The 23,823-nt window shown below is 50.6% G+C and carries 22 protein-coding genes; 17 read left to right on the forward strand and 5 right to left on the reverse strand.

Annotated elements, in window-relative coordinates; all coding sequences use genetic code 11:
- Positions 1-406: 406 nt before the first annotated feature.
- From J4G02_04565 to J4G02_04595, 7 genes are all read left to right on the forward strand, one after another.
- Complete coding sequence (locus J4G02_04565; GenBank protein MCE2393859.1) at positions 407-853, forward strand: hypothetical protein; 447 nt, start codon at positions 407-409, stop codon at positions 851-853.
- A gap of 54 nt (positions 854-907) precedes the next feature.
- Positions 908-4,975, forward strand: a complete 4,068-nt coding sequence (locus J4G02_04570) for a hypothetical protein (GenBank protein MCE2393860.1) — start codon at positions 908-910, stop codon at positions 4,973-4,975.
- A 195-nt stretch (positions 4,976-5,170) separates the two neighbouring features.
- Positions 5,171-5,827, forward strand: coding sequence for a DUF4956 domain-containing protein (locus J4G02_04575; GenBank protein MCE2393861.1), 657 nt, complete (start codon positions 5,171-5,173; stop codon positions 5,825-5,827).
- A gap of 35 nt (positions 5,828-5,862) precedes the next feature.
- Positions 5,863-6,762 (forward strand): SdiA-regulated domain-containing protein, encoded by a 900-nt coding sequence (locus tag J4G02_04580; protein ID MCE2393862.1) that lies wholly within the window; start codon positions 5,863-5,865, stop codon positions 6,760-6,762.
- A gap of 34 nt (positions 6,763-6,796) precedes the next feature.
- A complete protein-coding gene (locus tag J4G02_04585; protein ID MCE2393863.1) occupies positions 6,797-7,336 on the forward strand; it encodes a zf-HC2 domain-containing protein in 540 nt (179 codons plus the stop codon).
- Between the two features lie 5 nt (positions 7,337-7,341).
- Positions 7,342-8,427, forward strand: a complete 1,086-nt coding sequence (locus J4G02_04590; GenBank protein MCE2393864.1) for a DUF4367 domain-containing protein — start codon at positions 7,342-7,344, stop codon at positions 8,425-8,427.
- A gap of 131 nt (positions 8,428-8,558) precedes the next feature.
- Positions 8,559-9,518: an SMP-30/gluconolactonase/LRE family protein gene (locus J4G02_04595; protein MCE2393865.1), complete on the forward strand. Its 960-nt coding sequence runs from the start codon at positions 8,559-8,561 to the stop codon at positions 9,516-9,518.
- A 35-nt stretch (positions 9,519-9,553) separates the two neighbouring features.
- Here the strand turns inward: J4G02_04595 and J4G02_04600 are convergent, their stop codons facing one another.
- Together J4G02_04600 and J4G02_04605 are read right to left on the reverse strand one after the other, a co-directional pair.
- The gene (locus J4G02_04600; GenBank protein ID MCE2393866.1) at positions 9,554-10,765 is read right to left on the reverse strand and encodes a hypothetical protein; all 1,212 of its coding nucleotides are present in this window, start codon (positions 10,763-10,765) and stop codon (positions 9,554-9,556) included.
- A gap of 33 nt (positions 10,766-10,798) precedes the next feature.
- A complete protein-coding gene (locus J4G02_04605; protein ID MCE2393867.1) occupies positions 10,799-11,980 on the reverse strand; it encodes a hypothetical protein in 1,182 nt (393 codons plus the stop codon).
- A 368-nt stretch (positions 11,981-12,348) separates the two neighbouring features.
- Here J4G02_04605 and J4G02_04610 point away from each other — a divergent pair, with 368 nt between their 5' ends.
- Both J4G02_04610 and J4G02_04615 read left to right on the forward strand, forming a co-directional pair.
- Complete coding sequence (locus J4G02_04610; protein ID MCE2393868.1) at positions 12,349-12,780, forward strand: arsenate reductase ArsC; 432 nt, start codon at positions 12,349-12,351, stop codon at positions 12,778-12,780.
- Between the two features lie 42 nt (positions 12,781-12,822).
- Positions 12,823-13,656 (forward strand): ribokinase, encoded by an 834-nt coding sequence (locus J4G02_04615; protein MCE2393869.1) that lies wholly within the window; start codon positions 12,823-12,825, stop codon positions 13,654-13,656.
- Positions 13,657-13,705: 49 nt separating this feature from the next.
- Here the strand turns inward: J4G02_04615 and J4G02_04620 are convergent, their stop codons facing one another.
- From J4G02_04620 to J4G02_04630, 3 genes are all read right to left on the reverse strand, one after another.
- Positions 13,706-15,640 carry a hypothetical protein gene (locus tag J4G02_04620; protein MCE2393870.1) on the reverse strand — a complete coding sequence of 645 codons (1,935 nt, stop codon included), beginning with the start codon at positions 15,638-15,640 and terminating at the stop codon, positions 13,706-13,708.
- A gap of 132 nt (positions 15,641-15,772) precedes the next feature.
- Complete coding sequence (locus tag J4G02_04625; GenBank protein ID MCE2393871.1) at positions 15,773-16,786, reverse strand: Gfo/Idh/MocA family oxidoreductase; 1,014 nt, start codon at positions 16,784-16,786, stop codon at positions 15,773-15,775.
- Between the two features lie 12 nt (positions 16,787-16,798).
- Positions 16,799-17,692, reverse strand: coding sequence for a phytanoyl-CoA dioxygenase family protein (locus J4G02_04630; GenBank protein MCE2393872.1), 894 nt, complete (start codon positions 17,690-17,692; stop codon positions 16,799-16,801).
- Between the two features lie 343 nt (positions 17,693-18,035).
- Between J4G02_04630 and J4G02_04635 the strand changes: the two genes are divergently transcribed.
- The 8 genes from J4G02_04635 to J4G02_04670 all read left to right on the forward strand — a co-directional run.
- Positions 18,036-18,968 (forward strand): GNAT family N-acetyltransferase, encoded by a 933-nt coding sequence (locus J4G02_04635; protein MCE2393873.1) that lies wholly within the window; start codon positions 18,036-18,038, stop codon positions 18,966-18,968.
- A 55-nt stretch (positions 18,969-19,023) separates the two neighbouring features.
- Positions 19,024-20,019, forward strand: coding sequence for a zinc-binding dehydrogenase (locus J4G02_04640; protein ID MCE2393874.1), 996 nt, complete (start codon positions 19,024-19,026; stop codon positions 20,017-20,019).
- Positions 20,020-20,136: 117 nt separating this feature from the next.
- Entirely contained in the window at positions 20,137-20,928 is a 792-nt protein-coding gene (locus J4G02_04645; GenBank protein ID MCE2393875.1) for an SDR family oxidoreductase, read from the forward strand.
- On the forward strand, positions 20,929-21,681 hold the full coding sequence (locus tag J4G02_04650) for a glycosyltransferase family 2 protein (protein MCE2393876.1): 753 nt from the start codon (positions 20,929-20,931) through the stop codon (positions 21,679-21,681).
- Between the two features lie 137 nt (positions 21,682-21,818).
- Positions 21,819-22,241, forward strand: a complete 423-nt coding sequence (locus tag J4G02_04655) for an ATP-binding protein (protein MCE2393877.1) — start codon at positions 21,819-21,821, stop codon at positions 22,239-22,241.
- A gap of 54 nt (positions 22,242-22,295) precedes the next feature.
- Complete coding sequence (locus tag J4G02_04660; protein ID MCE2393878.1) at positions 22,296-22,640, forward strand: STAS domain-containing protein; 345 nt, start codon at positions 22,296-22,298, stop codon at positions 22,638-22,640.
- Between the two features lie 109 nt (positions 22,641-22,749).
- Positions 22,750-23,622, forward strand: a complete 873-nt coding sequence (locus tag J4G02_04665; GenBank protein MCE2393879.1) for a GAF domain-containing protein — start codon at positions 22,750-22,752, stop codon at positions 23,620-23,622.
- Positions 23,622-23,823 (forward strand): GAF domain-containing protein (locus J4G02_04670; GenBank protein MCE2393880.1); only part of this gene is annotated, 202 nt, incomplete at its 3' end. The genes J4G02_04665 and J4G02_04670, both read left to right, overlap by 1 nt.

Consider the following 23,823-nt stretch of genomic DNA (forward strand, 5'->3'; position numbering starts at 1 on the left):
ATGGCAAAGAAGAAACTGCCGACCAGTGCTCCTGAAGCTGCAAAGATTGGTGCTGTTGAATAAAGTCTACTGATTTGGACAGACCTTCATATTATGTCACATGAGCAGCCAAGCCATTCGCTTGGCTGCTTTTTTTTTGAACTATTTTGCAGTCATGCAATCACTTGTGTACAGATTAGGATGACTTTGACAATTCCTGTTTTTGTAGTATAATGCCCTACCTGCGAAACCTCACGGTGCCTTTCCAAACGGGAGGAGATTTTTCGTTCCAGTCCATTTTTTCCCGAACAAAAACTGGATTTATCGTCCTAAACACATTACATGGTATAATTGCTGATCTACAACGTCTATTCAATGGAACACACCCCCAATTCAGAACCCAATTTCTAAAATGAGGTGAATGACGATGAATCGAATTAGTTTCAAAAACATATGCATTGGACTTATTCTCATCTGTATGCTGGGAATAGGTATATCATTGATAGCTAAAGCACAGCAGGAAGACGCTCCCAAATACACCATCTTAGTTTTTGCCAAATTGCACCTGACCTCCACCGGAGATGCGGAAATTGCTGAAAAACTCCTGAAGGAGAAATTGTTATCAGCGGCAAAAGGAATTGAAGGGTTGAAGATTACCGCGCTCAAGCGGATGCAACTTCCGGGACAAAGGGCATCCGCGAACACCAATCAACCCGATTTCGTGATGATGGCTGAGTTGACGGATGAGACAGTCTTTGCCAAACTCATTACAGCAACACCTGACGCCTTAAAAGAATATGGTGAGGGGATGAAGGTACAGGCCGGCGCGCCTCAGTTTGAATTGTATCAAATCTTGGGAGCGTCAACCGAGTAAATCTAATCTTAAACACGATATGACACCCTCAAAATGCACATCGGGAGAACAGTGATGAAACAAATTTTTCAACGCATCTATCAAGTCGTGACGATTATTTTTGCGTTCGCTATGTTACTCATTGGTTGCACGCAAGAGACCACCCGCAAAGCCGATTGGGAAACCCATTTCACAGACCTCCACTTCGTCAACTCTACGCACGGTTGGATTGCCGGAGAAAAAGGGTTCATCGTTCACACAAACAATGGTGGCAAAACGTGGAATCGCCAAGAGGTCGCTACCGAGGAAGATCTCAAAGCTATCTACTTTACGAACCTAAAATATGGCTGGGTAGTGGGAGACAACGGTGTCGTCGCTTCGACCGATGATGGAGGCAGACATTGGTATCTTCAAGACAGCAATACATCCGGCATGCTCAGAGATGTTTTCTTTGCTGATTCCCACGAGGGTTGGGTTGTAGGAGAAGATAATTATATAATCGTTACAAAGAACGGCGGCAAGACTTGGGAACGCCAGAGCTATCTGAGCGATTTTCCCCTCAACGAAATCTGGTTTGTTGATGATCAGCGCGGCTGGATTGTCGGTGAATATGAACGTATCCTTCACACAAACGATGGCGGAAATACATGGCAAGAACAGACCACCCGACACCAATTCGCACGGACCCGATTGGTCAACGACAACCGGCGCGTGGTTTTCGTGAATGAGAATGAAGGCTGGTTGGCGGGCACGGATGGGTCAATTTTCTATACACAGAACGGCGGTACCCAATGGAATATGCAAGATAGCCGTATTCCGAATATCAATGGTCACGTCAAGGAAACCGTCAACGGCATCCACTTCATAGACAACAAGCGTGGTTTAGCAGTCGCCGATATAGGGTTTATCACATTCACCGAAGATGGTGGCGATAACTGGCGACTGTTGGACAGTATCACAGAAAATAACCTGATGGCCGTTCAGTTCACAAGTGGGACCGAAGCATGGGCGGTCGGTTGGCACGGCACAATTATGCAATCCACAGATGGCGGAAACACATGGATAATGAGAAGTGGCACTACGGCAAACGACCTAGAAAACATTCAGTTCACCTCGGAGAACCGTGCAATCGCTGTCGGACAACGCGGTGCGATTGTGGTATCCGAAGATGGTGGACAAACGTGGGAGGAAGTTGATACTGATATCTGGGATAATATTCGCAACGTCTTTTTTATCTCTGACAAAGAGGGATGGTTGATTGGCGAGCGGAACATGATTGCCCACACCACCGATGGTGGTCGGACCTGGGACCGTCAATACGCCGGAGCGGAGCATATGCTCAACGGCGTCTACTTTGTGACGCCGAAAAAGGGCTGGGCGGTCGGTGAGCTCGGCACGGTCATACATACCGCTGATGGTGGCAAATCGTGGGTGCCCCAGACGCCAACCGAATTTAATTCGCTCAAGGGCGCCTTCTTCCTGAATGAGAAAGAGGGCTGGGTGGTCGGCTGGCCCGGGGTTGTCTATCATACGAGGAACGGTGGGTTATCGTGGACATCGCAGACCACCGGGACCTTCAACGAACTATATGGGGTTCACTTTACAGACAGTAATCACGGTTGGATCGTCGGTCAGTTCGGTGAGATTTTGCATACGAAGGATGGCGGTCAAACATGGAGGTTTCAACCGAGTGGTGTCCAAGAAAACCTGAACAAGGTCTACCTCGCCGATACGTCGTACGGCATCATCGTTGGCGACAAGGGGGTGATGCTGACCACAACCAACGGTGGCGCAAAATGGGAGAAGCAGGAAAGCGGCACGGAGAACGATCTCTTGGGGTTCTCGTTCTCACCAGACGGCATGGTCGCAGTAGGACGTGGTGGGATAGCGATGCGATATTCCATTGACCCAGAACAACTCCCTGTAACCCTGCCACCTGTAGTGGAGCTCGTTGAAGAACCCGAAATTCCTGAAGAGGAGGTAACCGTCGAGGAGGTAACCTACCATTGGGATATTATCCGGCGCGCCACATGGCAGACCGATTTTTCAGATACCTATTTCCTTGATGAGCACACCGGCTGGACAGTTGGTAGAGGCGGTGTTATCGCTCACACGACCGATGGCGGAGAAACATGGCTGCCGCAACATAGCAGTGTCGAGGCAAATCTGCATCAGGTTATGTTTGTCGATAAATCGCATGGATGGATTACCGGCAGTCGTATGCTGCTCCGGACCGAAGATGGCGGTAAAACATGGCAGGTTGTGAAGGGTGTTCTACAAAACTTCCGTCGTGTCAACACAATGCAGTTTATCAACCCCAAAGAGGGGTGGCTAGGTGTCGGTGCTGCAGAGATGCTGCACACCACCGACGGTGGACTGACGTGGAACCGCCAGCGGACAGGAATGAACGAGAACCCGATTGTTGACCTGCATTTTATCAACAGTCTCGAAGGATGGGCGGTCCTGCGGGAACGCCTTGATGGCGGAGCGAGAGAGGGTGGAGTCATTCTGCATACCACCGATGGGGGCAACTACTGGCAGGTTCTCGACAACACCAACCAGCCCGCTATCGCTATTCATTTTGCTGACGCAAAATCAGGGTGGGTTGTGCTGACGAACGGTGCATCAATCGTAACCCTCGATGGCGGCATAACCTGGAAGCGTGTTCTTTCCGACTCAGATAGCGGATGGCCACCTCAGCGAATTGGTCGAATCACCTTCCAAGATCACCAAACAGCCTGGGCGCTTGGAGGGGATGGCAGACTCTTCGTCACACGCAACAGCGGTCAAACATGGAGAGGGGCGAACGTTCCACAGCATGAAAGTTCGGTCAACTCCGGAATTGCAGCCGAAGAGGATATCGATTGGCTCGCGCTCTGGTTGGAGGAGGAAGGAGAATCGGGCAATCGTGCCGACGACCAATCCAACAACGCCGACACGCCAGAATGGGATGAGGATTTCGCAGAACGATTTCAAACAGAGATGAGCGATAGACGTCAACGCACCGGACGCTTTACACCAGAAGGCGACCTCGGTGGAGAAAATGTGCGACCTTCCAACGAAGCACAAAGACAGCGTCAGGCTGCTCAACAAGACCGTCCGCAACGACAACGAAACAGGAGACGCGGGAACCGTTTAATTAACAATATCCATTTCGTCGACGACCAGATTGCGTGGGCAGTCGGTGAGGCTGGCCATATCTTCCACACCACAAGCGGTGGAAAGACATGGGAACGACAACTCGGTGAACAGTTGGATGATTTCCGGGATGTACTGTTTCTCAACGACCACCAAGGCTGGATCGGTGGGGATAATGGTCTGTTGCTGGAGACGCAGGATGGCGGTGTCACATGGATTACCTTGAATAGTAGATCGCGGCAACGATTGATTGGTGTCCACTTCCCCAGCCTCGATCCGAAATGGGGTTGGGCGATGCAGCGCGACGGCACAGTTCTCTACACGACCGACGGCTCAAACTGGTCAGCTGGACAGACGCCGATGCGCCCCGGCTTCCTCGAAGATGACCCACCGCGGTCTTTCGCAATCAACGACGTTATGTTTAAACAATTTTCCGAGGGTTGGGCAGCTGGCGGGGACGGACAGGTTATCCACAATCAGGATGGCGGTCCCATCTGGACGCCCCAACGGACATCAACCGGGAAAAACCTTTACGGGATCGATATGACGTACGCACCGCTTGGCTGGGCGGTGGGCGACGACGGCATTGTTCAACGCACTATCAATGGCGGTGGCTACTGGAAATTCCATGAAACCAATACGGGCTACAGCCTGTATGATGTCTCATTTATCACCAAGCGTAAGGGTTGGGCGGTTGGAGCCTACGGCATCATACTCCGAACCACCGGCGGTGGATTTAAGTGGGAACCTCTGTCTAGCGGCGTTACAGCAGACCTCTACAGTATTACTGCACTGTCTAAGGATGAAATCTACGCTGTCGGTGCCAAAGGTACAATTCTCCACTCAACGGATGGCGGGGACACATGGGAACAAGAGCATACCGATATCGGGAATGACCTGTACCGGATTGTCCGTTCGAAGGAAGGAGACACACTCTGGGTTGTTGGGCAGTGGGGTGTCGTGCTGCGTCGAAAGATTGACGACACAAAGATGTCGATGCGGTAGCTTGATGTAATATGAACACATCCACATAAATGGAGCACGATCGACCAAGATTTTTCGGCTTTGTCCATTTTTTCCGAACTAATGTGAGGTCTATCTGCCTAATGAATCAAATCCGAACCTGCTCAAACAAATATCCAAAGAGCACAAGATGTTCAAATGGAAAACAGAGGAATTCGTTAGGAAATAGACCAGCCGATGGACATAATCCGAGAAATTTTTGCTCCATACTCCCTCGCAACGCTAGGGACCATTATTCTCAACCTGATACTCGCATTTGCACTCGGTCTGGTCATTGCTACTGTTTACCGGTGGACCGCCGATATGGCAGAAAACGCAATGACCGATGCACTAATTATTCTCTGTATGCTCATTGCCGTTGTTATGGTGGTGATTGGCGATAGTGTGGCGCGTGCCTTCAGCCTCGTGGGTGCCCTGTCAATTATCCGCTTTCGCACCGTGGTTCAGGATGCACGGGATATTGCCTTTGTCTTTTTCTCCTTAGCTGTTGGCATGGCAATCGGTGCCGGTAATCCGCCTGTGGCTGTTATTGGGACATTCCTGATAAGCGTTGTCATTATTGGACTCCATCGCTGGCATATGGCTCCAGCCAATGATGGGGAATTTCTTCTGACTTTCCAAATGCCACTTGAGACCGAGCACGAACAGAATTACAAACCGATTTTTAGTGAGCAGGTGGTAGCTAGCCAACTCCTTGGTCAGAGGACAACAAAATCGGAGACCGCTGAACTGAAATTTCATGTAAAATTGAAAGACCCGAAACGCTGGACCGGTTTTGTCCAAGAACTGTCCGCATTAGAAAACATCACCGGTGTGAGGCTAGAGAAGCAATAATTTTTTTCGCAGAAGTTGATAAAGGCATCTCAGAGATGAGCAAGAAGATCCTTATACTAATTCTGGTTGTCGTCGTCAGTGCGCTGCTGATATTCCTTCTGCGCCAAACGCAGCGGTTTGCACATAAACAAAACCCATTATACGGATTGGCACCGCTTCAATTGCCACACAGGTCAATCGGTAATATTGCCCCAATCCCGATGCGTGAACTATCAGGGGCTACCTATCACCCACAACGCCAAACCGTGTTTGTTGTCGGCGATGAAGGGGATATCTACGAGATACGGACCGATGGAGGATTGATACGAAAGGGACTTTTGAAACACACTGACATCGAAGGGATTACAGTCCATCCGGAGACAGGGTTCCTATACGCGGTAGTCGAAGGTGACGAAGAAATCCTTGAGATTGCCCCTCAAAACTTTCACATCACACGAAAATTCAGCGTTAACCGGCAATTTGAGGGCAAAGAACTACTAAAAAAAGGAGGCATGGGATTGGAGGCAATTGCCTTTATTCCAAACGCCTTCCATCCCGAAGGTGGTACATTCTGGGTCGGAAATCAATCTTTCAGCTTAAAGCAGGGGAAAGAACCATCGGTCATTTGCGAAGTCGTTGTTCCACTCGTTTCGTCAAAGGCCACTTGGGGTGCCGACAAAACCGGGACAAAGACAGTAGAAGGACAGATTTCTCGTTTTTTTTCACTTTCGATCATTGACATCTCTGGGCTTGCCTACGACCGGGAACGTCAGTGCCTACTTGTTATGAGCGATACGACCAACCTGTTGCAGGAGATGACACTGGAGGGAAACGTACGCCGCCAATATCTGATACCGGGACATGATCAGGAAGGAATTGTAATCGACAAGATGGGGTTTATGTACATCGCCCAAGAAAACGGGGAAGTTATTAAACTCGAAGACCACCGCGATTGAGCAATCAGAAAAATCTTTTAACAAGGGTATTACGATGAAGAATCATGATCGCATTCAAAACCAGCTCTCCGCATATTTGGACAATGAGCTAAGTCCAGAACAACGCACGATTGTTGAAACACATCTGAGCGAATGCCATGAGTGTACCGATATGCTCGCTGATTTTCAACGGAATCGTCAGTGGATCGGTGCGTTAACCCACGAAGCACCCCCAATCGCGGGTACAGTTCTGCCACAATTGGCAGACCGAGGTCCTGTTCGACGAAAACTGCTCCCCAGCTTTGGTGAACTCTGGGATTGGGTATGTCGCCCAGCTATCAGTGGTGTTGGGGCATTAGCGATGGTCAGTTTGGTTTTGGCGCTTGTCTATTTCAACCTGATGATGCCTAGCTCCGAAGATACATATACCTCTGATCCGCTCGATTTCTACCTAGCAGTTCACGCCGAAGATACCACATATAATCCACTGCACTCATACACTGTTGCGGATTCACTTGGCACAGATACTAATATACCGGACACTACTGTTGAAGATAATACCGCCTTTCTTCTAGAAGTTCACTTAGGAGATTAATAGTCATGATTTTAAAGCCAAGAAATGCAGGTTGGTTATTACCAATCGTATTTATGTTGCTGATTTTGAGGCCGAACGCAATCGCAGAGGCATCACCTGAGTCGCTGAAGATCCTCAAGCGCATAATGAACGCAGAGGAGAAAGTTGCTTATGTCGGTACTCGCATGATTCTTATGAATACGTCGCGTGGGACAATTGCTCGTGAGGAAACTGTTATCCATCAACCTCCGGAGATTCATGCCGTCACTGTGTTGCCAATTTTAGAAGGGGACCGTTCCTTAAAACTCAGCGATCAAGAACCACGCAAAGGTGGCGACCGAAATCGGCGGGAGGGCAGACGAGACGACAAGCGTGGGAATCGAAGGAGGTTTTCACTGGATTGGAAACGGATGGCAGCTCTTTCTCAAAAGGAGGCTGAACTGCTCGTGCAGAATTATACATTCGATTCAGTTCCCGCGGATCCAATTGCTGGACAGGAAACCGATCTGGTAACGGTCTCTCCACGATTTGAGGCACGGCCAACAAAACGGCTCTACCTTGCACGCGACACAGGAGTCATTTTGCGAATCGAAGACTTTGCCCCGGACGGGAAGCTCCGTTTTATGTCTGTCTACACACAAATTAGCTTCGAGGAGGAGGCAGTCGAGCAGAAATTAGCCGAATGGAGCCGTGACGAAAAATCTCCGGCTGAAAGGAGACGTCGTCGAAGTCAGCCAATCAGGCTCGACGAGGCGAAAACGGTGCTGGAGGGCAAACTCATTGAACCGACTTATCTTCCACCCGGTTTTCAGCTTCTAGAAACTCGATATTTCAAACACCGTTCGGAAACAATTTATCTACGATATACAGACGGTATGCTGACTTTTACAGTGTTTGAATCAAAAAGGAAACAGGGAAGCAGTCGGAACGGTGAACGGAGGGACGTGGAACACTTACAGATCCAGGGGACAGAAACTCGGCATGAAAAGCGCGGGCCAACACATATTCTACAGTGGCTTGTCTCCGATGTGAATTTTACGGTGATGGGTGAGCTCCATCAGGATGAACTCATAAAGGTTGCCGAGTCATTGATTCTCGCCGCTAAGCAATAAGTCTGTTTACTCTGTAGAAGTCCTTGATTTTATATGGCAGTTGGTTTAGAATTGTATCCTAGAAGATTATTGGTGTGTGACACCACAGGCAACCGACACAAATCAAGTCTAACAGAGGAAAACAAAGACCTATGAGAGATTGGAATCAAAGTATTGTCAGGTATCCAGACCCCTCGATCGAAGTAATCGACCCGCGCTTCTCCAAATACAAAATCGGTAACGCGGCGGTAGAACGGCTTTGGACAGGAGCGCGTTGGACGGAGGGACCGGTCTGGTTCGGAGATGGTCGCTATCTGCTTTTCAGTGACATTCCGAACAACCGGATAATGCGTTGGAGCGAGGAAACGGGTGAAGTCAGCGTTTTCCGCAGCGCCTCCAACAACAGCAACGGTAACACCCGCGACAAACAGGGACGACTCATCACCTGCGAACACGGTTCACGCCGAGTCACTCGTACCGAGTATGATGGCAATATTACGGTATTGATTGACAGCTTTGAGGGCTGCCGCTTGAACGCTCCGAATGATGTGATCGTTCACCCGGACGGACATGTCTGGTTCACCGACCCCGGATACGGCATCCTAATGAACTACGAAGGACACCGCGCTGAGTTTGAGTTGCCGACCAATGTCTATCGGCTCAACCCGGATACCGGCGAGGCGACAGTCGTTACGGACGAACTCGACAAACCGAACGGTCTCTGCTTTTCGCCCGATTTTTCCAAACTCTACATCTCTGATACCGGCATCTCACACGCCCCCGACCATCCGAGTCACGTCTATGTCTATGATGTGGTGGACAACACCCGCTTGGCAAACGGCAGACCGTTTTGCGATATGGGATCCGGGTTCGCGGATGGTATCCGCTGTGATATTGATGGTAACCTGTGGTCAAGTGCGGGTTGGGTCGGTGAGGGGTTCGATGGCGTGCATATTTTTGCTCCGGATGGCGATCTCATCGGCAAGATCCATCTCCCGGAGGTCTGCTCGAACGTTTGCTTCGGGGGTGTCAAGCGGAACCGGCTGTTCATGACCGGCAGCCAATCTATTTACTCCGTCTATGTAGAAACGCAAGGCGCACAGATTCCATAATCAGGTCGAGATTCACATCTCGACATGGCAGCCGCCTATCTCACAACGGTTTCGTGCTGGCGGTAAACCCTATCATAGCGTTCCTGATCAATTTCTATCCCTAGCCCCGGCGCGGACGGCACTTGGTAACAGCCGTTTTCAAACTCGTACCCCTGCATGTTGTAAAGATCAAAATGTAGCGTCGAGTCTTCAGCAATGACGAATCGTTCCGTCACCGCGCCGAACTGGATATCACCGCGCAGACCGATCGCTGCAGCATTGTAGTTGTGCGGACAGATCATTGTCGCATAGCCAGAATCTTCGATGTCACGAGCGAGCGTGTGGTATGGCCAGAAACCCATGTCTAACATATCAGGCTGTATGCCATCCAGCAGCCCTTCTTCCATCAGCTGCCAGTAAATGGTGTTGCGCCCACGATGACCCTCGCCGTCTACAAGCATTGTCTCAGGCGACCACCGGTCCCGCCACTCCTTAAGCTTTCGGTAGTCTGCCACGTTCTCAGTAACCATCTCTTCCATCCAAAACGTCTTAGCTGGACCCGTTTCACGTACAAAGGTTTCTAAGAGCGGCAATTTGCCATCGTAACCGTTGTTTGCGTCAACAAGGATTTTGATTTCTGGACCAACCGCTTCCCGCACAGCGTGCACCACTTCAATGTCACGCGCCACGCCGGCATTTGGCTCAAACCAGCGCCCCGGTCGACCGAGTTTCAACTTCATTGCCCGCCAACCGTTGGCGACAGCGTCCTTCGCTTCACGAGCCACAGCACTGGCACCCGCTTCGGGGTGCACCATGTCCTGGAAGTAGAGGGTGGAGTCGTAGCTCTCAACCCAATCACGAACACGGTCGCCCAGCAGACGGTACGCAGGAACATCCAGTGCCCGACCCATCAAGTCAAAGATGACGAAATCGATGAAACCGTTCTCTCGTAGTAACTCCTCCCAGCGAGGGTTCACCCCTGTAACGCAACCTCCGCTTACGCGATAAAACTCGAACACGTCTTTGCCCAGCAGCAACTGAAGTGTGGCGTAGAGCGCCGTCAACTTGTCCCGGTTCATTGCTGGTCGCGCGTTCGTTACACCTGTGAGGCCGCTGTCGGTGGTTACTTGTAACAGCCATTCACGCTGATTGTGGCCATAGTTTTCACCCTTCGAGTTACGACCAACAATTCGACCAATACCCGGAGCGCCGAAGTATGTTTCGACTGGTGCTATCCGTATGTCTTTGATGATGTGTTTTTCTGGCATGGCTTCCTTCGGGTTAGGCAGGATTGAAAAATCTCATTCCACCTGCCATTCGTGTAAAGCATACTTTTCTTGGAACAGGTCTTCGTCAACAGCAATGCCAAGTCCGGGGCGTTCCTCCACCTGATACGCACCGTCCTTGAAAGGGGGAAACGGACCAAAGATGTGAGGGAGGTTGCGTTCGTCCTCCAGCGAGACAAAGGTCTTAGATGCTGCACCGAACGCCAGAGTCGCAAAGGTGCCGAAAGTGCCATTGCCGAAGTTGTGCGGAATTGAGCGCACTTCTGTTCCACGCAACGCCTGCTCAATCTCTATCCAACGGAGATAACCGGCACCCACAATGTCCGGCTGGTAGCCGTCAATCAAGCCGTCCTCAATGAGATGGCGGAAGGTCTCGCTGATGGGATCCCGATCTGTTTCGCCGCACACAAGCAGGGCTTTGGAACCGTGTTTTGCCTGCATTTCTCGCATGGCGCGATAGCCAGTCACGTCATGCGTTATCATCTCCTCCAGCCAGTAGATGTTTGCGGGGATCGTCTCCCGAATGAAATCTTCGAGCAGGTCAAGCCGGTCATCATAGCCGAAGTTGGCGTCAACGTAGATATGGAAATCTTCTCCAACAGCTTCCCGCACGCCTAAAACCACATTAACATCCCACCGCATACCGGCTTCCGGCATCATCCAGCGACCGCCGCGTCCAGTTTTTATCTTGAGTGCCCGATACCCGGCAGCCTTCGCCTCGGCAGCCTCTTCGGCGACCTGCTTCGCGCCTTTTTCAGGGACAAGGAAATCTTGGAAGTAGAGCGTGGTGTCATAGGCTGGTACGGCATCACGCACTTTTCCCCCAAGTAGACTGATAGCGGAAACGTTGTGGGCTTTGCCGTAGAGATCGAAGGCAAGGGCATCCATCCATCTAGTGCTGCGGAAGGTGCGTGCTACGTCTGCACCGGGCCCAGTGACGACCCCGTTCTGCACCTGCAGCAGCGAGTCCACTTCTCTGCCCAATAGCGATATTTTCAACAGCTCGAGCAAATCTTCTACCCGTCCCTGTCGTACCGCTCGGTTAGCAATGCTTATACCTTCTACACCACCATCGGTCCGGGCACGCACAATCCATTCCAACCGTTGCTTACCAATGTTATCTGAGAATGCGTTTTTGCCTAGCTCCTTTGGGTAATACGAAGGAACCGGTGTTACAGATATTTCTGTGATTTTCATTGTTTGTATTCTGCGCTTTTGTCATTCCTGCCGCAGCGAAGGAATCCGATCAAATGTGGCGGGTGACATGCCAAGATTGATGCTATTTTGGTTTTGCCCATCGCCCGCTAGGGATTGCCTCCGTTTTGGCGCTGATTAAATTTCAACTTTCACTATCTATCAGTTAAAAACATCGTTGGACATTTTACCGATATTTCCACTCCACAGTCAACAAAAATATTGGGGCATATGCCCCATTAGATAAGTTTTGCATGTGCAATAATCTGCGTCAGAAATGAAAGCTGAGGATTTATGTTGACATGGATTTGTGAACGCATATAATGTAAAAACGGCTCCCAAAAATAATCTACTACGCAATAGGGGAAAAAATGGCTGAGAAGCAAAAAGTGCTATTTCTCTGTACAGGGAACTCATGCCGGAGTCAAATGGCGGAAGGCTTTTTGAGGGATATGGCTGGCGATTGCTTTGAGGTCTATAGTGCCGGGCTGAAGCCGTCATTTGTTAATCCGTTGGCAATCAAGGCGATGGATGGCGTTGGGATTGATATCTCAGCCCATACCTCTGATTCGCTCGATAAATACCTCAACCAAAGCTTCCATCATCTGATTACCGTCTGCGACCATGCGAAGGAAAGTTGTCCAATTTTTTCCGGTGCTGGAGAAAGCCATCATTGGGGATTTGACGATCCGGCGGAGGCGGAAGGGACCGAACCGGAGCGGTTCACCGTTTTTTGTCGAGTCCGCAATGAGATTCAGCAAAAAATCCAACAGTGGTTAAAGACGCTCGCCCCCTCCCAATAGGATCGGAACCTCCACATTCAACCGAGAAAAACAGGGGAGACAATGTTACCGCGCTTTTTAGCCGTTGGTCACTTCTGCTACGATGTGGCACCAGATGGATACGTGCTGGGTGGGGGTGCGGCTTACTCAACGATTACAGCTCGCAACCTCGGCTGCCGTGCCTGTGCGGTCACCGCTGTCGGTTCAAATTTTGACCGACAACAGCCAATCCTAGATGGAATTGATGTTTTCTACCACGAATCGTCTGAAACCACCATTTTTGATAACCGGTACGACTCAGATGGCAAGCGCCAACAGCTAATCTTAGGGGTCGGCGGTAAATTACAGGAACATCACATCCCGCCTCAATGGAGAGACACAGATATCGCCTATCTCTGTCCACTTACTGGCGAGGTGGATTCCCCGGTTGTCCAATGCTTCAATCACGCGTTAATCGGCGTCACGCCGCAAGGGTGGATGCGCGGGTGGGATGAAAGTCGCCGTGTACGTCCCAAACGGTGGCATACCGCCGAAGCCATCCTACCTCACGCAGATGTTTTGGTCTTAAGTGAAGAGGATATCGCTGCCTCCCCCGAAGATCTGGAAAAGTATATTCAGTGGACGCGGATTGTTGTGCTGACGAAAGGGCGGCACGGTGCAGCGCTGTACGAAAATGGTCAAATCTTGGAATCCACTGCCTATCCTGCGGATGAGGTTGACCCAACAGGTGCGGGTGATGTGTTCGCTGCAGCATTCCTAATCAAATATCACGAGACCCGCTCACCACAAGTAGCGTTGAACTTCGCACACTGCACAGCATCATTTGCAGTCGAAGGACACGGAACGACAGGCATCCCGACGTTGAATCAGGTCAACGCACGCCTCAGAAAAGCCTAGGAGGCAAGAAAATCCCCTTCTATATCCTCCCGCCGACACATTGTGTCCATTACCACGGCTCGGTATAAGATGGCTCATTCACAAAACGCTCGGTGGTCAAATCCAAGGCAATCTCAGACCCGGGCGGGAGCGTGAGACGCAGATGTTTGTCGTTTATAGCGGCTGTCCGCGCTTCGGTTGTCAGTGGTGGCGGCGCATAGCTGCCGGCGTAGCCACCTAATTCTCCAGGCCAGTCACTCGTCCGCACGAAGTATTCCGCCGTACCAAACTGGTGCTCACCGAATCCACCTGCCTGAATAATCAATTCCCTTCCTTCATTGGGGTTGAGATTCACTAAGCGAACAACTGTGCGTGCCGCTTCCAACTTCTCGACCAATGCGCCCACATCTTTGGGTAAACCGGGACGACGGTGGTGAACGTCGAAGTAGCGGAGGCGACAGTGAAGCAGCCCACCATTATAGATCGGCTGCGGCGCACCAAGCGTCAATTGAATCAACGCCTCCGACGAGACCGGGTTGCCCCACTGCCAGTGATGAACGTGGTGGTGGGTTCCTACCGCTTCATCCTCTCGAAGCAGCGCCAAACGGCGACACACTATCTGGTGACTAGCGTGAAGGAGGTGTTCAGGATAGGTTGGGTTCTGTCCTGCCAAATACCGCACCCACGGCTGCTCGTGCCCAGAATCCTCCTTGTTGTGGAAGGCAAAGGTCGCGTTCCAGTCGAAAGCCTCCGCACCCCGAACACACTCCATACTCTCCCAGTCTTGATCTGCCATTGAAAGATTCCACAGCGTTACCATATACACGGGGGAGATAGGCTGCCAGTCGAACCAGCCAGCGTCACCGTATCGGTAAGGTACCAAGAAGGTCTCGTACTGGTCGCCCATTGAGACAAACTGGCTATTCCAGCGTTCACTGACACTCATGTCGAAGTCACGGATATCCTTCACCTCGCCAAGCTCCAGAATACGACTCATCTGCTGCCGTGGAAGTTCGAGATAGGCGTCGTCGCGGGTCAGCAGATAGGCGTTCGCAGCGGCATCAAGCGTTGCCTTCTGAAGGGTCAGGAAGCCGTGCGGAAATGTCCAACCGTAGCGACCTCCATACCACTTGCCGTTACAGTATTCGCCCACCTCCCCGGACTGTCCGACATTATCTGGCAGAAGTCCGTTATTTCGCCGCGCTCGTTCAACCCAAGCATCGGTATACTCCACCACCCAATCGCGGTACTTCTCCTCACCGGTCAGGAGAAAAGCGTTCGTAACCAGCGACGTAATGGATAGGTTTGTCGGTGTATCTCCCTTTCTCCAGCGGTCAAACAGTGCCTGCCCCATGGCGCGGGCGTTATTCGGATCTCCCAGATCCTGCACGGTGGAGATGCCGGGCAGATCGAAAAAGGGTAGACTATACCGTTCCATGCTCCCACCGAGGGGCGCATAGTTCGCCGTTTCCCGCTCTGACATCGGTGCATAATACGCCCCTTTGCTACCGTTGAGTCCGGAGAGGACGATTTTGTGTTCAGGGTCGTAGTTGATGGCGTCGGGATCCTCGTTGAGGTAGAAACCCGCAAAACGCTTGGCTCGCTCACGACGCCTGTGTCCATTCGGATGTGCTAGGCAGAGATGGAAAAAGAGGATGTCGCTTTCGGACTGGTGCATCTGGTCTTCGTGGATACCATACTCTTTATAGACTGTACCAAGGCGTGTCAACTGCTTGGTGACCGCCTCCCATTGGCGCTCTGCCAACGTGAGCAGGTGGTCTCCACCGCCCATCAGGTAGACAAGGGGCCAATTGAAGAAAGGTTCGTAATAGTCATCGGGACTGCCGCCGCCCCATTCGTCTTTCCAGATAAATTCTCCATCCTCCCGTGTAAAGTGGTCGAGGAAGGGTTGGACAGACTGATTCATCGTATCGAATAGTCGTCGTTCCCAAACCGCCCAAGAGGGTAGCGTCGTGATTGGTACATTAGCAGATATGTTGATCATCAGAAATGCGTTCTCCTTGTGTGCTATCAACTCATATAGTAGTAGGCATACTTCGTATGCCGTAACCCTCGTAGGGAACGCAGATCTGCGTTCCCTACACAAGTTGAAGTCCATTTCTGTCACATTCATCTTTCACCGGCGCATGAAGGCGGGGACATCAACCGGTTCGCCATCATGGCGCGCCGATTCCCAGCCGGCGAGGAGGGGTGCTAGGGTGTACAACCCATCATGATAATCGTTCATGATACCACTTCCATCGCCCGTCCGAATCGCCTCCACGAAAATGCGGTCCTCCTCAAACCATGGATTAAAGTCTTCCGCCGTGAATACCTGCTCACCGTTCATATCAATATAGGAATAGTTGTGGACACCGAGGTAGCCACCCTCATAATAAAACAGAAAGTAAGGCTCTCCCGCAGGTTGCCCCGGAGATGCGGACAGGAAGGTCATTGTCATGGTCGCACCGTTGGACACGGTAAAGTTGAAGGAAGAAGATACCGGCGCTTCGTACTGTGCTGGGTGATGGAAAAAGGCTTGGGCGCGGATCATATCCAGCCCACTCATGTAGCGACAATAGTCCAGAGCGTGAGGGCCCCATCCGAAGAAGGGAGCGCGAAGTTCCAATGCATCATCCCAACGCGGGACCTTTCCCTTCGGAAGCCGTGCAGGTAAGTCCGATATCATCTGGAAGCGAATGTGGACAATTTTTTTGTCTTGCAGCAGCCGTTTGGCTTCTTGGAAGATGGGACGGTAGCGCTCGCGAAAGCAGACCGTGCTAAACACCCCGGAATGGCGGATTGCATCGTCGATACGATAGGCAACCCCCATGTCCATCGCCTGCGGCTTTTCGATGAAGAGATGGATACCTTTCTCGGCTGCGGCGACCTCAACGCCATCCTCACGCGCAGCAGCTACCACCGTAGACCATAACGCATCTAGCGACTCCTTTTTTACCATTTCGTGGCCATCGGTGTACCTTCTTGGAATCCCAAAGTTGGCAGCGGCTTGACGTGCGTTTTCCTCAACAATATCGCAGACCGCGACCACCTCCACATCTTCCAACCGCGTAAGATTCAGGAGATGGTTGTTCCGAGCATGATCACCGGCACCGTAGATGCCGACCTTTATCGTTCGCTTGCCGTGCATGTTGTTCTGCCTTTATATATCGCCTCGGTACGGGGTTGGACCCTCCGGTCGATTCTTACGGGGTACTTTTGTCGGATACTTTTCGAGTGCCGCGATCCAAGCCTCCCGCCATTCCTCATAATCGGTTTCGGAATCCGGGGAAAGGCGACTACGGGCATCAAAGCTGGGCCAGAAGGCACGTCCCGTGGGCGTTCCTCTTTTTTGGTAGCGTATATCCATACTCCAACGGATGGTATCTGTGTGATTGGGACCCGACGAATGGGGGGTTAGCTTGTGAATAAAGATGACATCTCCCTTTTTCATCGGCACCGAAACCCAATCCCCGTCTGGCAGACTATCGCCCCAGTATACCGTGCGATGCTTGTGTATCCGGGGCATCACCCGCAGGCAGCCGTTCTCCTCTGTGGTATCGCACAAAGGGATCCAAACGGTCAGGACAAAGGTTGTATCCGCTTCCTCATGGAAGAATATTGCATCTTGGTGCCAGAAGACCACATTGGAATTTCGTCCACGCTCTAGGTCCGAAGGTAACTTCGCCCGTATATGTGTCATAGGACTGCAGCAGATCTCTGGACCGATAAGCCCCTCTATCAGATCTAACAATCGCCTGTTCCGCATAAAGTGAAATGTCCCTTTGCCTCGGATATGCCCTACATCCAGAAATGTGTCCGATTCAAAATAGGTCGCCTCGTCTTCGTCACATATCCGAGCGAGACGCGTTTCAAACGGTTCACCCGCATACAGTTGGCTGATCCGATCTTCGGCGTACAAATCCTTGGCGAGCTTGTCTATAATCCCCTCATAGTCCTGAACCACCGGCTCGAAATCGACATCCTGTAGTGCTGCCTCAAGCACCACATATCCCTCTTCTTTGAAATGCTCAAGTTGTTCCTTTGTCAGTGTCATTCGTCAGTCCTCTCAATCGGCAAGTCTTGAAACTCTAAGGCGACATTATACGCCGAAGCAATGAAGCTGTAAAGGGAAATTAGGCGCAGATTTTTGCGCTTTTAGATCTGCTTGCATTTAATAGTAGGACGTGATATAATGCCGCGCATAGCTGCTAAGTCGGTTTTGGCAGCAAAGAATAATTCGCTCCCAGATTATTGGGAGTTTTTTTGTGTATCCAAAAAACAGGAGAGATTGACGGAATCGGTGCTGCCCTATTGATAATCCCTCCTCAGCACGAATTCGATCTAATAATAAAATGTATAATAAACTGACAAATGTTACACTGAAAACTGGAGAAACGATGGAAGTCGGCGTTATCATTGCCCCAGACGAAGCGCATGCGGAACAGATTAAACCGTTCTTAGCACACAAGGGAGGCGGCTTCAAGTGGCATCTTGAACGCTCCGTTGTCGAAACGCTTGATGATTTGGAGACACGCTTTTACATTGGCAAGATGGATGAAGAAATCATCGCAAACATCATGATAGTTGAACACGGGCACGTCGGTATTCTTGGGCATGTTTTTACAACACCGACGCAACGTCGTAAGGGCGCTTGCAAATTGGTGATGCAGTTTCAAATGGAGGACTTTCGTCAGCGGGACGGTGAAGCACTCTACCTCGGAACTGGATATAACAGCCACCCCTACTACATCTACAACAGTTTTGGCTTTGAGAGTGTTTTCTCCGGTTCGGGCTTCATGAAATACCGTGCGGTCGATGACTTCGATGACCGGTATTTTGCCGCGAGTCCTGTTCACGCAAAGGATGTCGTATGGCACGATTGGTCCAAGATGACCGCTCTAACTGGGATCGTAGAGGGCGACTATCTTCGGAGTATCGCATTCGGTATCTACGGACCGGCAAATTTCGAGGGCGGCTTTCTTGGGTTCAAACAGGCACTGGAAGATGGGGATACCTACCACGACGCCAAGCTGCTTGAATCGGACTCCGGTGCAATTGTCGGCATGGCGACAGTCTCTTGGGATATGCGCTGGCAACCCGACACAGCGGTGTTGGACCTTTTCGTCCATCCGAACTTCTATGGATCGGCATCAACCCTGCTTGAAGCGATTGATCTTCCAGATGCCAAAATCCAGTGTTATGTTGAATCAACCTCAACGCGCAAAGCCGACGCGGTCCAGAATGCGGGATTCCACCACGAAGCGACGTTAAAAAACCAAATCCACCATCAGGATAGGGGCATTGATGTACTGGTTTTTGCACACAATTAAATAACCCCGGCACCCGATGCAGCGTGTGCCATCAACCATTGCGGGGAGAGATCAGATGCTTGGTGTCCAACTTTTGGGAAATGAGACAGTTACCATCAAAGAATATCCCGAACCAATACTCACCTATAAGAACGATCTACTGATTCAGGTTAAAGCGTCAGGAATTTGTGGAAGCGAGATGCACGGTTATCGCAGCCCAACCCTGCACACGTCCAATGGCGGACATGAAGTCGCAGGAGAGGTCATTGACGCGGGACGATCGATAAAATTCAAGGTTGGAGATCGCGTTGGTGTCCACGCGGTTTGGGGGTGCGGGGATTGTCGGTGGTGCGGGGTTGGAAAATATACCTATTGTAAAAACCGCACAGGTCGCGATATGGGAACCCATGTGGAACGGTTCGCTGCCCCAGACCATGTTTGTCTCAAGCTACCTGAAGATATTCCGTTTGACGTAGGAGTGCTCCTGACCGGCGATGGTTTCGGTGTACCTTATCATGTCAGTCAACGCCTTAACACCAAAGGCGGGGATTTTGTGTGCGTCTTGGGAGCAGGTCCTGTCGGGCTTGGAAATACCATCGTGCAATCGTTCTTGGGCGCAGAAGTGATAGTTATTGACATCAACGACTATCGACTCTCCCTCGCAAAGGAAGCCGGTGCCGCACACACTATCAACTCAAAGGAAACCGATCCCCTTGAAGCGATCACAGAAATTACCCACGGCATGCTTGTGGACAAGTGCATCGAGGCGGCTGGACGCCCGGAGACGCTCAGACTTGCCTTTACCTTGGTTGCTGTAGCGGGGACGATCATGTGCGTTGGCGAGCAGGGCGATTTACCAATCAGTCCAAGCCGTGATCTGATTCGGAAGGACCTCACGTTGATGGGGAGTTGGTTCTATCACTACTCAGAATACCCTGCCATGCTCGATCTGTATCGACGCGGTTTACCTATTGGACGGATGATTACCGATCACTTTCCACTTGTCGAAGCGCAGACAGCGTTTAGCAAATTTGCCAACGGCGAAGCGGGTAAGGTGATGCTTGAACCGTAAGCGGTTAATTTGATGTTGACACGGTTTTAGCACAATGATATATTTATTTTTCGCTATAGATAGATATGAGCTTTTCTCAGAAGCAGTGTGTGAAGAGTAATACGTAAAGGAGAAATAATGGATCTCGGACTCAAGGATAAGGTTGCAGTCGTTGGGGCATCAAGCAAAGGGCTTGGCAAAGCCATCGCGCTCGGTTTGGCGGAAGAGGACGCGAAGGTGACAATCTGCGCGCGGGATGCAGATACATTGGAGGAGACAGCCGCTGAGATTCGTGAAAAAACGGGGACAGAAGTCTTGGCAGTTCCAGCGGACGTCAGTCAGCCGGAGCAGGTTAGTGGGTTGATCGCCAAAGCCATCGATCGATTCGGCGGAATTGATATTCTGGTCAGTAATGCCGGTGGTCCCAAGGCGGGCCGGTTCGCAGATCTATCTCCCGAAGATTATCAAGCTGCACTGCACCTTAACCTACTCAGCACGATTAATCTATGCCGGGGCGTTGTGCCAAGCATGAAGACAAGGGGTGGAGGGTGTATAATCAATCTCACCTCTATTTCCGTCAAACAGCCCGTAGATGGATTGATGCTGTCTAACATGGCACGGACCGGCGTCATCGGATTCGCCAAAACACTTGCGTCTGAGCTAGCACCAGATAATATTCTTATAAATAATGTCTGTCCGGGGGTCATCTTCACCGACCGGATTAAACAGCTAGCCACTGTGAGAGCGGAGGAGGCAGGTATCACGTATGAGGAAGCCCTCGCAAATATGACCCAAGATATACCACTCGGTCGGATTGGTGATCCTAAAGAATTCGCCAATCTGGTTGTGTTCCTCGCCTCCGGACGCGCAAGCTATATCACCGGCACCACAATCCAAGTGGATGGCGGTATGGCAAAGGGGCTGTTATAATTGCAAAAACCGGGACAACCGGTGAGTGGAGATACCGCACACCGTCCCCCAACCCTGTCGGTTATCATTCCAGCCTTCAATGAGGCAGATACGATTCGGCAGGTTGTTGAAGCGGTTAAGGGACTACCAATTGACACGGAGATCATCGTCGTCAACGATGGCTCGACCGATGAGACATCTGAGATCTTGGAACAGATGTGCGATGAACCGAGGTTAAAAATTTTTCAGTACAGAGAGAACCGTGGAAAAGGGGCAGCGATTCGACTTGGACTGGAGCAGGTCACCGGTCAGTTTGTGGTCATTCAAGATGCCGACCTTGAACTCTGCCCGAGAGATCTGATACCAATTATAGAAGTGTTGCAAAAAGGTATTGCCAAAGTGGTCTACGGTTCAAGATTCCTAAACGGTAAAAAACGGGCAAGCCTGAGAACCTACATAGCGAATCGTCTGCTTGCTAGTTTCGCAAATCTGTTGTATCATGTACGCCTCACTGATGAAGCGACATGTTACAAAGCATTTAACACGAGTCTGATAGCCAGCCTCAATCTGACTGCTCAAGGGTTTGAATTTTGCCCGGAAGTAACTGCAAAGGTGCTACGTGCAGGCTATCACATCCATGAGGTGCCCATTTCCTATTTTCCACGCACAAAGGCTGGTGGAAAAAAACTCCAATTCTGGCAGGAGGGCATTCGCGCAGGCTGGACCCTGTTCAAATATCGCTTTGTCCCCACGTCAAAAATCCTTAAAAAATAAGATTGGTCCAATAAAAAAACAACTTAATTTTTGGCAAAATTGAATGGCTTTCACCCATCTGAATCTGATCCTGTCAATTTTGCTGTGAAATGTAACCAATGGAACATTCCTAATCGCAATTAAGGAAGGAGACTCAAATGGCAAAGCAAGTGAGACGCGAAGTGACTTTGAACATTCCGATACACCCCAATATGGAACTAGTCGCTGCGCATACCGCTTCTATCATCGCTGAAATCATGGATTTTGAGGAAACTCACATTGATGAGATTCAATTGGCTATCATCGAAACCTGCATCAACGCTTTTGAACATAGCAATAGCGAAGACAACAAGGTGACAGTCACCTACGTTCTCACAGATGATGACCTAGAGTTAAAAATTACGGATCACGGCGTCGGATTTGGTATGGACAAAACCGAATTTTTAGACGGAGAGACGAGGGCGGAAGCCATGCAAAAACGAGGGTGGGGGTTGGAGATTATTCGGGAGATGATGGATGAAGTGAAAATCGACAGCAATGATGGCGGAACAACCATCACGATGCTGAAGAAGAGAGCGTAACCAAAAATAAAAAATATAACCACCACCTAAAAATTTTAATGAAGGAGGAAACAAATGGCGACATCTTTTAGTGTCAACACGCGTACCGAAGACGGTTACGCTGTTATCCAAACGGATGGATACCTGAACGGACCGACGGCGGAAAAACTCGCCGAAACCGCCAAAGATCTTATGAACCAAGGATACAGTACGCTTGTGATTAACCTTGAGAAAACACGCCTCGTTAATAGCATCGGCATTTCCATCTTGATTGAGATTATTGAATTCCTTCAAGAGCACGGCGGGATGCTGCACTTCTGCCACTTAACGCCCGTCATTGAACGGACTTTCAAAATGATGGGGCTTGCTCAACATGCCGAGATCCATCCCGATGAGGCGTCTGCAACCACCAACCTGTAATTGGATTGTTAGGGCACGGCTGATCTGAATCAACCGATAACGCTATCGGTATCTGCGCAATCTGCGATAAATTATCAATCTCAACCAACCAGTTTGAGGTAATTAAGAGATGCAATCTGTTTCTGCTGAAGAGACAATACAACGTCTGATTTTTAGCCTGTCTGAGATTGAACAGCTAGGTGAGACAATCATCTCCGGGCGCGGTAACTTTAACGTATCCAGTCGGACCTATCTACGAATCATCCACGGCACCTTGCAGGTAAACCGTTGCGCGATTTTGCTCTTTCAGTCTACCGAGAATTGCCTTACTGTCGAAGCGGCAATAAATGTCAAGGATGAGTCATTGAGCATTCCAGTGACTGACGACGACATCGCAGCGATACTTGAATCTTCAACCATCGATCCCTCCAACCCTCCGCCTGCCTTGCATAACTTTTTCAATCAGATCCAGCCCCAATTAGACCTCCTCGGTGCCAATTTATGGGCATCCCTCAAGATACGTGATGAATTTCTGGGGGTTATCAGTCTGGGCAGTTTTAGGATGCAGGACGATTTGGAGGACTGGAATCGAGAACTCTTGCCGGTGCTGGCAAACCAAGTCTCCGTTGCCATCGCTTACTCGCGCCTCGTAGACAAGACCCGTGCGGAACAATTTCGTCTTTTTATGCTCTCTGACACCGCCACCCAAATCTGCAAATCGCTCGACACGGAGGCTGTGCAAGAAGAGGTAGTGACACATGCGATCACGCTCTTGGACGCAAGTACAGGGGTATTGCTACTCATTGATCCAGTCACACAGCAGCTTGAAATGAAATCCATTTTCGCCCTTGACCCTCAAGCCAGTATCGAACTCGAAGACCTATCGATCCCCCTACAAACGGATCAAGATGCCCCGTCGGCACTGTCTCCCCTCGCTGAGATCGCAACGCCGGAAGGCGAAACACTGATCTCCAACAATGACTGCTTGGTCGCAGAAATCTGATGGCAGTGCCCATGCGTGGACGTGAAGATACGTTAGGAGTGCTGATTGTCGCGGATAAGGAGGGACGAGGAGGGACTACCCTAGATTTTACTGACGAAGATAGGGTGCTGCTTGAAGCTTTTGCCAATCAGGCGGGGGTGGCAATCGAAAATGCACAACTCTATCAAGAAGCACTAGAAGGGCGTCAACTACAGGCGGAGA

It is taken from the genome of Candidatus Poribacteria bacterium (genome assembly GCA_021295755.1).
Classification (GTDB): Bacteria; Poribacteria; WGA-4E; order WGA-4E; family PCPOR2b; genus PCPOR2b.